Source organism: Paenibacillus sp. p3-SID1389, from assembly GCF_025151705.1.
Taxonomy (GTDB): Bacteria; Bacillota; Bacilli; order Paenibacillales; family Paenibacillaceae; genus Fontibacillus; species Fontibacillus phoenicis.
This window is the reverse complement of sequence record NZ_JALXVO010000001.1, coordinates 45579-59094: the sequence shown is the minus strand read 5'-3', so window position 1 is coordinate 59094 and position 13516 is coordinate 45579. Positions and strand designations below refer to the sequence as shown.

The window sequence follows — 13516 nt, the reverse complement described above, 5'->3', positions numbered from 1 at the left end:
AATCAGGGGCGTTCGCTCATGATATCCCCCTTTCTGGCATCTGGCCTGTCTCCTAAGCTATAATGGAAATGGAAATCATGTGATGAACAATGTTAAAGGACGGAGCCCCTAATGATAAATCAATCTTTTGTGAACCCCTTAGAGCAAATGAAGGCCTTGCAGAAGTCGTTGACCCGATTTATGATGATGTACAAATTTGCTCTCCACGAGGTGGAGACAAAAATCGAAATTTTGCAGGAGGAGTTTCAGCTTCTCCACGACTACAATCCGATCGAGCATACGAAGTCTAGAATCAAGTCTCCGGAAAGCATCATGAAGAAGCTGTACCGCAAAGGCGGCGCTTCCTCCTTAGAGGATATCAAGCGCAGTATCCGCGACATCGCCGGCATTCGCATCACCTGTTCGTTTATCTCGGACATTTACCGGATCAGCGAAATGCTGCAGGCGCAGAAGGACCTGAAGATCCTTACGATCAAAGATTACATCAAGAACCCCAAGCCGAACGGATACAAAAGCCTGCACATGCTGGTCGAAGTGCCGGTGTTCATGTCAGACGGCGAGGAAATGGTGTGCGTCGAAATTCAGATCCGCACCATTGCCATGGATTTCTGGGCCAGTCTGGAGCACAAAATTTTCTATAAATACAACGAGTCCGTACCGGATCGTCTGCTCCAGGATCTCAAGAACGCCGCCGACACCGCCTACGAGCTGGACTTGAAAATGGAACAGCTGCAGCAGGAAATGGAGGAAATCAAGCACGCTCACCAAGTCGAAGCCTCCGAAGAGTTCCAGTTGCTCATCGACAACCAGAAGTTCAACATTCCGCAGAAGCTGCTGAAGTTGTTGTCGGGCGGGGAATGAGCCTTAGGAAGACCTACAAGAATAGGAGTTGCCCTGTACCATCATCAAGATGGGAGGTGCAACTCCTTCTTCATTTAGCGGGATTGTCTTACACGTTTGGTGTTCAAGGATTCCGTGCGCTTCTTGGACTCCCTTGCCGGCTGCACCGGCTTTGGAGCTAAGGCGGTCTGTTGCATCGGATAAGGGTGCTCCTTAATGACAGGGATCCGCTTTCCGATCAATTTCTCGATATCGGCCAGGTACGGCTTCTCGTCAAAATCGCAGAACGAAATGGCGACGCCGCTTTGTCCGGCCCGGCCGGTCCGCCCGATCCGGTGGACGTATGTTTCGGGAATATTCGGCAGCTCATAGTTGATGACGTGGGACAACTCGTCGATGTCGATGCCCCGTGCCGCAATATCGGTAGCAACCAGGACGCGCAAGGTGCGATTCTTGAAATCTTGCAAAGCCGTCTGCCTAGCGCCTTGCGATTTGTCGCCATGGATGGCTTTGGCGCTGACCTGCGCCTTCGTTAAGTGGCGCACCAACCGGTCCGCCCCATGCTTGGTCCGCGTAAAGACGATGGCGGATTCGATGGATGGGTCTTTCAAAAGATGAATCAGCAGATCCCTCTTGTTGCCCTTGTCCACGTAATACAGATACTGCCCGATGGTGTCCACCGTTGAGGAAACCGGCGTAATCTCCACCTTGACGGGATTTCTCAGGATGGAATCGGCCATTTGCGCGATCGCATCTGGCATCGTGGCGGAGAAGAGCAAGGTTTGCCGCTGGGACGGTGTCTTGGCGATGATCTTCTTGACGTCGTGGATAAAGCCCATATCCAGCATGCGATCCGCTTCATCCAAAATCAGGAGCTCCACGTTCTTCAGATCGATCAGCTTCTGCTGCATGAGATCGTTCAGCCTTCCGGGCGTGGCCACCAGAATGTCTACGCCCTTTTGCAGCGCGGCCTCCTGCGGTTTCTGCGACACGCCGCCAAAGATGACGGCGCATTTCAGAGGCAGGTACTTGCCGTAGGCGCAAAAATTTTCGTAAATCTGCAGCGCCAGCTCGCGGGTTGGCGTGATCACAAGCGCGCGGATGTTCCGCCGGCCTGCGCGCGGGGCGCCATCCTTATGCAGCAACTGCAGGGTGGGGATGGCAAATGCTGCGGTTTTCCCCGTACCGGTCTGCGCGCAACCCAATAAGTCTTGGCCGCCCAGAATCGGAGGAATCGCTTGTTGTTGAATGGGCGTAGGTGCCGTATAGTTTTCCTGCTCCAACGCTTTTAAGATCGAAGGGATCAGGTTCAGTTCTTTAAATTGCATAATAACTCCTTGCCGGCCTTACTGCCGGAATCGCTAATTTTGGCAGGAAGCGCCCAAGGCTTGAAGCTCGTTCCACCAATCTTACCAATATAACACTTCACAGGTAACCCGGCAAATGGAGAGTTGGATCGGACCGGTTCGGTGCATGCGCGATGGCCGACCGTTCTCATTTCGGCAGAGCATTCCGATAAGGCCCTTTTGTGGCGTTATTTCCGCCCTTTTGCACTCCATGAAGAAAATAAGGCCCTTTTAGGGTCTTATTTGGAGGAAAAGAGGCTGAAATGTCCCGTATTGGCCCGATTTGAGATCAATAAGGACATTTTAGTGCCTTATTTTACGAGGAACGTGTTGATTTTGAAGAATAAGACCACTTTTTACCCTTATTTCAGCACCGAGTGAAGTCGGAAACCCTACCTGCGCACCACGTAGTCCTCCACCTGACACAACCATACCATATGGTCTTGCCCCGGCCCCCAGTAGTCCTTGGCCACGGCATAAGGCTCACCGAACTTGCGAAGCCACTTCTGCTGCGCCCGCTTGTAGCCGCTGTCGAGGCAGAACCGCTCGATGCCCCGCTCCCGCAGCGCCTTCGCCATCGCCTCGATCAAAGCCGATCCGATGCCTTGTCCTTGATAGGCGGACAGCACGTACAAGCTCCCCAGCTCGCCAACATCGTCCAACGCGTGCTGGGTACATTCCCTGATTTCCTTCCCGCAAGGGCCAAAGGAAATGATGCCGACCACCTCCCGAGCGATCTTCGCAGCGAGGAAAAAGACAGGGCTCTCCACCGCTTGTGGCCCATCCCCGCGTGAATCAAAGCCAGGTGCAGCCCCAAGCGCTGCGTCCACCAGCTGGATTTTCCCCTCAATTTCCTCGCGAATATCTTCTATTAAATGTCCAAACCCTTCCGCGGCAAACGCCTCTGGAATCGTCTGCTCGAATACCCGGCAGGCTTCCTCTCGATCTTCAGCGGTTAACGGTACGATGACGATATCCTCGACCATGGCAACCCCTCCTTCACTTTTTTCATATCGGCCTGCAAAATCGGAGCTATTCACTTCATATTCTAAAGATTTTACCGAAATAAAAGCAAAGAGGCGATCCCATCACGAAAACGCTAACCTACGTGACAACACGCTGGAATATGCGGGTTTTACCTGTGAACGGTTGTGGTATAATCACGATGATTTGCGAAAACGGGGTTGCATTTGACAGCTTGCAACAACAAACAGAAACGGGTGATCAGAATTGTTTGAACTCAAATGGCTGTGGCAGAATTTGGAGGGCAACCGGGCCAGATATATCACGGCGCTGGTGCTTTCCGTCGTGGGCTCCTCGCTCATGATTATCAATCCGTACATAGGCCAACGCATTGTCGACACGTTTATCACAGGTGAACATGCGATGGAAAATTTATCGCAGCAACGGGGACTGCTGATCATGCTCTGCTTGGGGATGATTGGTTTCTCTCTGCTGCGGACGGGGCTTGCTTATTTGACGACGATGCAATACGAGCAGGCTTCGCAAAATATGCTGTACAAAGTCCGCATCTACCTCTACAACAAAATCCAAGGCCAGGATATGGAGTACTATGACCATAACCGGACCGGGGACCTCATGACCAAGATGACCGGGGACCTGGACATGGTGCGGCACTCGATGGCGTGGATTATCAAGACGATTATTGAATCGGTGACGATCTTTGTTGCGGCCGTCGCTTATTTTTTCACAATTGATGCTGTGTTGACGCTGTGGCTGCTGATCTTGGCGCCTCCGATCTTCATCGTGGCTTACATCTTCGCGAAAAAGGTCCGTCCAATGTACGTGGATCTGCGCGAGCGGTTGTCCCAACTGAACACGATCACCCAAGAGAACATCTCGGGGAACCGCGTCGTTAAAGCCTTTGCCCGTGAAGAATTTGAAATTGAGAAGTTCACCGACAAGAACATTCACTTCTCAGAAGCGAACAAGAAAGCCGCGCTCGTGTGGCTGGACTACTTCCCGTATCTGGAGACGTTCGCACAAGCGTTTAACGTGATCCTGATGCTGGCTGGCGGATATTTTGTCATGCAGGGACGGATTACCTTCGGGGAATTTTCCGCGTTCTCCGCATTGATCTGGGCCGTATCCAACCCGATGCGCAACATCGGCATTATCATTAACGATATTCAACGTTTCTTCGCCAGCTTAAGTAAAATTGTAGAAATTTATTACGCCAAACCAAAAATCGTAAACGAGCACAAAGCGATCGAAAAGCGCCGTTACGAAGGACGGATCGAATTCAAGCATGTCAGCTTCAAATATGACAGCAATGAAGTGCTTCACGATATCAGCTTCTCGGTGAATCCGGGGGAAACGATCGCCATTATGGGCTCAACCGGTTCGGGCAAAACATCGCTCGTAAACCTGATCCCCCGCTTTTACGACGTATCCGACGGGCAAGTGTTGGTTGACGGCGTGGACGTCCGCGACCTGGAGCTCGATGAGCTCCGCAGCAACATCGGCATCGCGACCCAGGACGTGCTGCTGTTCTCCGATACGATCGACGGAAATATCGCTTACGGCGATCCCGAACTGCCGGAGGAACAAACGAGAGAGTATGCCCGGCTCGCTGCTGCGCATGATTTTATTACGAAAATGCCGGAAGGGTATGACACCATCGTTGGGGAACGCGGCGTCGGCTTATCCGGCGGTCAGAAGCAGCGGATTGCGCTGGCCCGGGCGCTGGCGGTGCGCCGACCGATTCTGATCCTCGACGACACCACCTCCGCGGTTGACTTGGAAACCGAGGAGCATATCCAGAAGAGCTTGCGCGAGCTGAACTTCCCGTGCACGAAGCTGATCATTGCCCAGCGCGTGTCGACCACAGCCGAAGCGGACCGCATTCTGATCCTGGACGGCGGACGGCTGATCGAGGAAGGCACCCATGCGGAATTGCTCGCGAAACGCGGCTATTATTACGATGTATTTATGCTTCAAAATGAAGGGATCGGAAGGACGGTGAGCGCCCATGGCCAGAAATAAGTTCGATGTGGATGAGAATCTGGAGTCTCCTTTTGACATAAAGCACTTCAAACGTGCCATGGTGTACATCCGAAAACAGCAGAAGCCGATGATCATCGCGTTTGTGCTGAGCGCCTTGTCGGCTGCAATCGCGCTGTCGGCGCCGCTCATTATTCAACACGTTGTGGACGTGACGATTCCGGAGAAAGCGTTTGGTGCGCTGGTCGGGTGGTCTGCGCTGATGCTGCTCACGATCGTGGTCAGCGTCGAGCTGGCGACGATCCGCTCCCGGATCATGACCCGGGTCGGCCAGGATATCATCTTCGATATCCGTACGGATCTGTTCAAGCATCTGCAGCAGCTGCCGTTTAAATATTACGACGACCGCCCGCAAGGGAAAATCCTGATCCGCGTCGTCAACTACGTTAACGCCGTATCGGACGTTTTGTCCAACGGGATCATCAACTTTATTTTGGAGATCGTCAATTTGATCTTTATCGCTGTGTTTATGTTTGCGTTGGATGTCCGGTTGTCGTTCGTCACCTTGGCCGGATTGCCGGTGTTCCTCGGCGTTATGCTGCTGATCAAAACCCGGCAGCGCCGGGCATGGCAGGCTGTTTCCAACAAAAGCTCCAACATGAACGCGTATTTGCAGGAGAGCATCAGCGGGATTGGCGTGACGCAAATTTTCTCCCGCGAGAAGCATAACGAAGGCATCTTTACCCGCCTGGCCGGCAACTACCGCAAGGAATGGATGCGGGCGCTTCGCTACAACGCCCTGATCCCGTTCTCCGTCGACAACCTGGCGACGATCGTCACGACGCTGATCTATATGGTTGGCTTGCTTGCGATGGGTCCGGAAGGCGTGACCTTCGGGGTCATCCTTGCGATGAGTAACTATGCGGCCCGCTTCTGGCAACCGATCCTGAACCTGTCCCAGCTGTATAACAACTTCATTAACGCCGTCGCTTATCTGGAACGGATCTTCGAAACGATGGATGAACCGGTGACGGTCAGCGATGTCCCGGGGGCGAAGGCTTTGCCGCCGGTGCAGGGCAACGTCCAATTCAAAGACGTTACGTTTGCTTACGATCCAGGCCTGAACATTCTGGAGCACCTGAACTTCGAGGTAAAAGCCGGGGAAAGCATCGCCCTCGTCGGACCGACGGGCGCGGGCAAGACCACGGTCGTCAACCTCATCTCGCGCTTCTATAATGTGAGCGAAGGCGCGATTCTGATCGATGGTCACGACATCTCTCAAGTGACGTTGAAGTCGCTGCGCAGCCAGATGGGGATAATGCTGCAGGATAGCTTTATTTTCTCGGGTACGATCATGGATAATATCCGATACGGCAAGCTGGACGCCACCGAGGAGGAAGTCATCGCCGCGGCCAAAACGGTCTGCGCGGACGAGTTCATCCGCGAGTTTGAGCAAGGGTACTACACCGAGGTGAACGAACGCGGCTCGAAGCTCTCCCAAGGACAGCGGCAGCTCATCTCGTTCGCCCGGACGCTGCTGGCCAATCCGCGCATTCTGATCCTGGACGAAGCGACCTCCTCGATCGACGCCAAGACGGAGCGCCTGCTTCAGCAAGGCTTAAACGAGCTGCTCAAGGGACGCACCTCGTTCATCATCGCGCACCGGCTGTCGACGGTGAAGAACTGCGACCGCATCATGTATGTCTCCGACAAGGGGATTGCCGAATCCGGCTCGCATGATGAGCTGATGGCCAAACGTGGTCTGTACTACCGCTTGTATACCGCGCAGAAGATGGAAGCTGTATAGATCATGCAAAAATAAAGGCAATTCCGCCAAGCCAATTTAACCTGGCTGACGGAGTTGCCTTTTTGTTTTTACCGGACGCTGGGTACCGGACGCTGGGATATCAAAATTTGTCGAATTGTGAAATGGTTCACTTACTATGGTATGCCCTTATGTTATCCTCTCCAAGGGGAACGAAAGAGAAACAGCACCCCGATATAGACAGAAGTGGAGGGTTTATCATGCAAAAGAAAGTTACAGCAGCACTCATTCTCGTCTTATCCTTGATGCTTGTCATCGCGGGATGCGGCAACAATGGGAATGAGCCTCAGAACCAGGCTCAGGATCAGAACCAGACGCAGGCTGGCGGACAGACGGACAAAGCCAAAGAAAACGAAGCCGAAGCCGTAGCCGGCGCATCCGAAAAAAGCTATACGCCTCACGATCAATTGAAGGACAGCTACGATATCATTATCATCGGCGCAGGCGGTGCTGGCATGACCGCAGCACTCGAAGCGAAAGCCAACGGTATGAACCCCGTTATCTTCGAGAAAATGCCGGTGGCCGGCGGTAACACGACGAAATCGTCCTCCGGCATGAACGCCTCGGAGACGAAATTCCAAAAGGAACAAGGCATTGAAGACAGCAACGACAAGTTCTATGAAGAGACGCTAAAAGGTGGCCACAATACAAATGATACCGAACTGTTGCGTTTCTTCGTTGACCATTCCGCAGGCGCGATCGATTGGCTCGATTCCATTGGCATTCGGTTGAATAACCTCACGATTACGGGCGGCATGAGCGAAAAACGCACGCACCGTCCGGAAGACGGCTCCGCCGTGGGACAATACCTGGTGGACGGCCTGGTCCGAAACGTTGAAGAACAAGGCATTCCGTTGTTCGTCAACGCCAATGTCAAGGAGATTACTCAGCAAGACGGCAAAGTGAGCGGCGTGAAGGTGGTCCTGAACGATACCGAAGAAAAAACGATTACCGGCAAAGCCGTCATCGTGGCGACCGGCGGTTACGGGGCCAATCCGGAAATGATCACGCAGTTTAGACCGGACTTAAAGGGATATGTCACGACCAACCAAGCTGGCAGCACCGGCGACGGCATTACGATGATTGAGAAATTGGGCGGCGTTACCGTTGATATGGATCAGATCCAGGTTCACCCGACTGTTCAACAGGAGAAATCTTATCTGATCGGTGAAGCCGTGCGCGGCGAAGGCGCGATCCTTGTTTCCAGCGAAGGCAAGCGTTTCTTTAATGAAATGGACACGCGCGATAAAGTGACCAACGCGATCAATGCCCTGCCTGAGAAGTCCGCCTACCTTGTCTTTGATTCCGGTGTGAAATCCCGAGCTAAAGCGATCCAACAATATGAGAAGATGGGCATTGTACTCCAGGGCGACACGATTGAAGCTTTGGCCGAAAAGATGGGTGTACCGGCAAATGCTTTGGCGCAAACGTTAGAAACTTGGAACGCGGCTGTTCAGAATCAAAATGACGCCGAATTCGGCAGAACCACCGGGATGGATAACGATTTGTCCGGCGCACCGTACTATGCCATCAAAATTGCTCCCGGCATCCACTACACCATGGGCGGCGTGAAAATCAACACCAACACAGAAGTATTGAACAAAGAAGGCAACCCGATCCCAGGTCTGTTTGCCGCTGGCGAAGTTACCGGCGGGTTGCACGGGGATAACCGGATCGGCGGCAACTCCGTGGCCGATATTATCATTTTCGGACGTCAGGCCGGCGTGAAGGCGGCCGAGTTCGTGAAGGCGCAATAAGCTGAAGGATCATGAGATAGGGACCCGTCAAGGCTTGGACTCCAAGGAGTTCGAGCTTTGGCGGATTTTCTTTTTTGAGGAAATGATCTTTGGGAATACTAAATAACCACCCACGATACACGAAACCTAAGGAGGTGCCTAAGATGAGCAAAAATGAGGACTACACTCAGCAGCAGCTGCAGCGGGCCAAGGCCAAGGACTCCACCAACGAAGGCCGAAAAGGCGCCTTCATGACGAAAGACGCCTGGAACCAGGACGGCAACCCTGCCGCAGCGACGGACGATTTCGGTCCCGAGATGAAGCCCGAGGACCCGCCGACGTTGAATGGGAAACCGTTGTAGCTCGATTTCACCCGCATCAGGCCCAATTCTGTATGATTTTTCGAATACATTTCGCCGATATCGCCGAATTTAGCCGATTGTATTCGATTTTTCATATAGAATGCACCCGGTGGACTAACGCCCACAGCTACCAGCTCCGTGTCCCCTCCCCGCCAATCTCAACACCGCACATACTTCCGCTTAAAGCCCAGTTGCCCGCGATCCAGCGCTTTTTGAATGCTTTCCGAAGCGTTCAGAATGGCGCTTTTCTTCTTCCCCCGTTTCATCTCGACCGGGCCGATCGCCTGGGCGGTCTCCACCGCTTGAGTGTGGAGTGGCCGGTAAGAAACCCCGACGGTGTAAACAAAGTTATTCATCGCAGACTTCGTACGCTCGGGCGCATCGTGAATCGAGTTTTTCACCGTTTCCAGCATGCCGGCGAGCTTGCCCTCGTCAAATTCGCTGTCCGGCCGGCTCCCCAATAGCCAGCAGTAACAGCTCCAACCCGCCGACATCTTCAGCTCGTCCCCGCTGGCGATCCACTGGTCGGCCACCTCCTGGGCGATATCCGCCTCCGCCAAGGTGACGGCAACCACGAAGTCCGACAGCATATAGAAATACGCCCCCTCGATCCAGCGATCAAAATCCGCATGCGTCATCGCCTTCGGATCCGCAATCATCCCCGCAAAATACATCGCATCGTAATTCCCCGTCGCGTAAAGCTCCTCAGCCAAGGGCTGATTGATCTTGATCTGCCGGAACAGCGGCTTCATTTCTCCTGTGGCTACACCAAACAGCGGCTCCCGCGCGCCGTTGGACATGTACATTTTTTTCAGGCGCTCCTTACCGAGTGCCTCAAGCTCCTGCATCACCGTTTCCAGCTTCATTTATGGAGCCAGCTCCCTTCATCCCGTATGGGTTCTTCTCCCCCTAGCTTACTACGTGAGAAGGGCTTGATTCAATTCCAAAATAAGGCCAAGCGTCCTCGCCAAACTACTTGTTGCGCGCCAGGCGGAACCCTTGATCCGGGCCAAAGCCGCTCGCTTCAAACTTGCCGCGAAACGACACCTCGCTGCTGCTGACATCGCCGATCCAGCCGCCGCCTTTCACTACGCGAAATGAGCCACGCTTATAGTTCTGGTTCACCTCGTCCCCGTACCAATCCCAGCACCATTCCCTCACATTGCCAGACATATCGTACAGCCCCAGCTCATTGGGCTCCTTGCCGCCAACAGGCCGGGTTCGGCTATGATTACTCTCAATGATCGGCCAGTTCCAGTCCCCGCTCAGGTACTCCTCTCCGGCATTCCGCCAATACCAGGCCACATCGTCCACACGCGAGCTTCCGCTGTATTTATAGCTTTGGCTGTGCTGCCCGCCCCCAGCTGCATACTCCCACTCTTCCTCCGTCGGAAGCCGGTACCCGTTCGCGTCCGGATTGATGGTGACCGTCCATTTCACAGGATCGTATTCGCTTTGATTGTTGGGGTCTATTTTTTGCTTATCTATATTGTAAAAAGGTTTCAAGCCCTCTTTTATGCTCCGCTGATTGCAATACTCGATCACGTCGTACCAGCTCACCATCTCCACCGGCAATTGGTCGCCTTGGAACTGAGACGGATTGCTGCCCATCACTTCCACCCATTCTCTCTGGGTCACTTCATATTTTCCGATATAAAAATCAGCCAGTACCCTGCTCGAGCCATAAAAATTAGACCGGGTGTTCTTCACGCTCCCGCCTTGAACTAGCACGAAGGAGTCGTTCTGCCGCTCCGGTCTCCCCATTGCTGCCTGCGAGCAGGCGGAGACCAGCACCATGATGGTGATGGACAAGATCATGCTCATGTATCGCTTCCTCAAGGTCAGCTCCCCTTTGATTGAAGATCAGTGAAGGCCGCCGGCGGCAAACCGAACGGCCTTGAGACCAAATTTAGCGATGAACCATTACCACACCGTGACGTTGGATCTTCCGCTGCTCTGATAGCCTTCCGTCGCCAAGACCTGGTACGACCAGCTGCTGCCCAGGTTCATGCCCTTGCTTCTCCAAGCATTCACGTGATTGCTGAAGGTGATGGAGACGTTGCTGCCGGTTGGTCGTTTCGATTGCCGCACGCTCCAGAACTGTTGGAACGTCTGCGTGCCATCAATGGAAGGCGCATTATAGCGCATGGTCGTATAAATATCGTAGGTGCCTCCGTCGCTGTTCACCGTTCCTTTGTGAGTACCTGTTGGCCGGTACGTCCCCCAACTGTCGACAACGTAATACTCGATCAGCGAGTTTCTAGTCCATCCGTAAAGGGTCAAGTACCCGTTCCCCGAAGGTTCCCAGATGCCGGCATTGTAATTGATCGTCCGATTTGGCGACCCTACGCTCCAGCCTTTGCCGACCACGAAGTTCCCGCTATTTTGCCAAGTTACGCTGTAATTGCCCCCGGACCCGTTAACCGCATTCACCGTTCCGCCGCCATCCGTCCAATATTGCCAATAATCCGTTGCTGCACTCGAGGTTGCCCCAAATAAACCGAAACTCATCGAAGCCGTCAGGAGTAAAGTGAGCATCTTCTTTTTTAATTTCATCAAACATTCCTCCTCAGAAATAGATTTGACTAACAAAAATAATTCTTGCTCCCTGCTTCTTACCGAGGTCAAGCTTCGTTTCCTGGGGCATCACCTACCTTGGAGCCTCTTTTACCAACATTTAACTATCACCCCCTTTGATAGAAAATTATAGTAGGTAAGCGCATACATTTCACTTCACGAATTAAAGGTTTTATCTAGATTTTTACATATAAGAAAAACGTCTATCGACGTACATTCAAAGTAGACAGACCGCGTTTAGCGGAAGTTTTTCTTGCGATATCAGGATGCCAATGCCCCGAAGTTTATACTTTCTGATATCTTAAAAAAACGACCCCAATTGGAGTCGTTAGGTTGCAATTTAGCCTTTGCTTAAGCTCCGGTGTTCGCTTTAACCAGCACCTCGGCGTATTTCGCCTCATCTTTCTCGCGGGACAGGAAGGTGCCGACAAACGCAGCAAGAAAGCCAAGCGGGATGGAAATAATTCCCGGGTTCGTCATCGGGAAAAGAGCCGTTCCGGTCAGAATCGCCTTGCCCGGCTCCGGATCCCAGACGTTTGGACTTAGCGCCACAAGGATAATCGTGCTGAACAAACCAACCAGCATGCCGGATATCGCCCCCGTGCGGTTAAATCTTCGCCAGAACACGGTGAACAGGATAATCGGCAGATTAGCGCTTGCCGCAACGGCAAAAGCCAGCGAGACGAGGAAAGCCACGTTCATTTTCTGAGCAAAAAGAGCCAGCAGAATCGAGATGATCGATACGCCAATCGAGGCCCAGCGAGCCATCCGCAGCTGCTCGCCTTCGGACGCTTTGCCGCGGCGGACGATCTGTCCGTAGAAGTCGTGTGCAAAAGCCGACGCTGCGGACAGAACAAGGCCGGTGACCACAGCCAGGATCGTCGCAAACGCGACCGCCGAGATAAAAGCGAACAGGAAGTCGCCGCCAAGCGCCTTAGCCAGCAGCGGAGCGGCCATATTGCCGGCTTTGTCGACGGCGGTGATCTCCTCGGTGCCAACGAACGCAGCGGCCCCGAAGCCAAGGAAGATCGTCATCACGTAGAAGATCCCAATGATCCAAGTCGCGTAAACCACGGAGCTGCGAGCCGTACGGGCGTCCTTCACCGTAAAGAACCGGATCAAAATATGCGGCAGCCCCGCCGTCCCCAGCACCAATGCCAGGTTAAGCGATATCGTCTCCAGCGGCACGTTATATTTGTTGCCCGGATTTAAGTACTTTTCCATGAGTGGCGTTGCGGTCTTCATCTGCTCGAACATGCCGGTCAGGCTAAAATCAAACTTGGCGAAGACCATCAGCGAGATCACGAAGGTGCCGCCCATCAGCAAAATCGCTTTGGTGATCTGCACCCAGCTTGTGGCATGCATCCCGCCAAACACAACGTAGATGGTCATAAGCACCCCAACGATCAGCACCGAAGTGACGTAATCGAGTCCCAGCAGGAGCTTGATCAGCGCCCCGGCTCCAACAAGCTGCGCAATCATATAGAAGATCGAGATCACAATCGTATTCAGCGCCGCAAAGCCGCGGACTTCCTTGTTCGCAAAGCGGGACGCAATCATGTCAGCAACGGTATACTTGCCCAGATTCCGCAGCGGTTCCGCAACCAGGTACAACACGACAAGATAAGCAACGAGAAACCCGATGCTGTAAAAGAATCCGTCGAACCCAACCAAGGCGATCGACCCGGCAATACCGAGAAATGACGCGGCCGACATATAGTCACCGGCGATGGCGGTTCCATTTTGCCAGCCCTTCAGCCCGCCGCCTGCGGTGTAGAATTCACTGGTGTTGTTCGTTTTTTTCGCGGCAAAATAGGTAATGACCAACGTCAACAGCACAATCGCGCAAAATAAAGTAAATGCCAT

11 protein-coding genes are annotated in these 13516 nt (G+C 53.2%); 5 read left to right on the top strand and 6 right to left on the bottom strand.

Annotated elements, in window-relative coordinates; translation table 11 throughout:
• Positions 1-111: 111 nt before the first annotated feature.
• Positions 112-861, top strand: a complete 750-nt coding sequence (locus M3G15_RS00240) for a GTP pyrophosphokinase (protein ID WP_260069732.1) — start codon at positions 112-114, stop codon at positions 859-861.
• 74 nt (positions 862-935) lie between these two features.
• On the opposite strand, the gene M3G15_RS00235 is transcribed toward M3G15_RS00240, so the two are convergent.
• Together M3G15_RS00235 and M3G15_RS00230 are read right to left on the bottom strand one after the other, a co-directional pair.
• Positions 936-2168 (bottom strand): DEAD/DEAH box helicase, encoded by a 1233-nt coding sequence (locus M3G15_RS00235; protein ID WP_260069731.1) that lies wholly within the window; start codon positions 2166-2168, stop codon positions 936-938.
• Between the two features lie 410 nt (positions 2169-2578).
• Positions 2579-3172: a GNAT family N-acetyltransferase gene (locus tag M3G15_RS00230; protein WP_260069730.1), complete on the bottom strand. Its 594-nt coding sequence runs from the start codon at positions 3170-3172 to the stop codon at positions 2579-2581.
• Between the two features lie 244 nt (positions 3173-3416).
• Between M3G15_RS00230 and M3G15_RS00225 the strand changes: the two genes are divergently transcribed.
• The 4 genes from M3G15_RS00225 to M3G15_RS00210 all read left to right on the top strand — a co-directional run bounded on the left by M3G15_RS00225 (position 3417) and on the right by M3G15_RS00210 (position 9073).
• Positions 3417-5192, top strand: coding sequence for an ABC transporter ATP-binding protein (locus M3G15_RS00225; RefSeq protein WP_260069729.1), 1776 nt, complete (start codon positions 3417-3419; stop codon positions 5190-5192).
• A complete protein-coding gene (locus M3G15_RS00220) occupies positions 5179-6957 on the top strand; it encodes an ABC transporter ATP-binding protein (protein WP_260069728.1) in 1779 nt (592 codons plus the stop codon). Before M3G15_RS00225 ends, M3G15_RS00220 begins: the two co-directional genes overlap by 14 nt.
• Positions 6958-7175: 218 nt before the next feature.
• Positions 7176-8732, top strand: coding sequence for a flavocytochrome c (locus tag M3G15_RS00215; RefSeq protein WP_260069727.1), 1557 nt, complete (start codon positions 7176-7178; stop codon positions 8730-8732).
• Between the two features lie 143 nt (positions 8733-8875).
• On the top strand, positions 8876-9073 hold the full coding sequence (locus M3G15_RS00210) for a hypothetical protein (RefSeq protein ID WP_009224574.1): 198 nt from the start codon (positions 8876-8878) through the stop codon (positions 9071-9073).
• 158 nt (positions 9074-9231) lie between these two features.
• Here the strand turns inward: M3G15_RS00210 and M3G15_RS00205 are convergent, their stop codons facing one another.
• From M3G15_RS00205 to M3G15_RS00190, 4 genes are all read right to left on the bottom strand, one after another.
• Positions 9232-9939 carry a DNA alkylation repair protein gene (locus M3G15_RS00205; RefSeq protein WP_009224573.1) on the bottom strand — a complete coding sequence of 236 codons (708 nt, stop codon included), beginning with the start codon at positions 9937-9939 and terminating at the stop codon, positions 9232-9234.
• A 106-nt stretch (positions 9940-10045) separates the two neighbouring features.
• Positions 10046-10897, bottom strand: coding sequence for an SUMF1/EgtB/PvdO family nonheme iron enzyme (locus tag M3G15_RS00200; RefSeq protein WP_036644892.1), 852 nt, complete (start codon positions 10895-10897; stop codon positions 10046-10048).
• Between the two features lie 99 nt (positions 10898-10996).
• Complete coding sequence (locus M3G15_RS00195; protein ID WP_036644891.1) at positions 10997-11632, bottom strand: glycoside hydrolase family 11 protein; 636 nt, start codon at positions 11630-11632, stop codon at positions 10997-10999.
• A 369-nt stretch (positions 11633-12001) separates the two neighbouring features.
• A complete protein-coding gene (locus tag M3G15_RS00190) occupies positions 12002-13516 on the bottom strand; it encodes a solute symporter family protein (protein WP_009224570.1) in 1515 nt (504 codons plus the stop codon).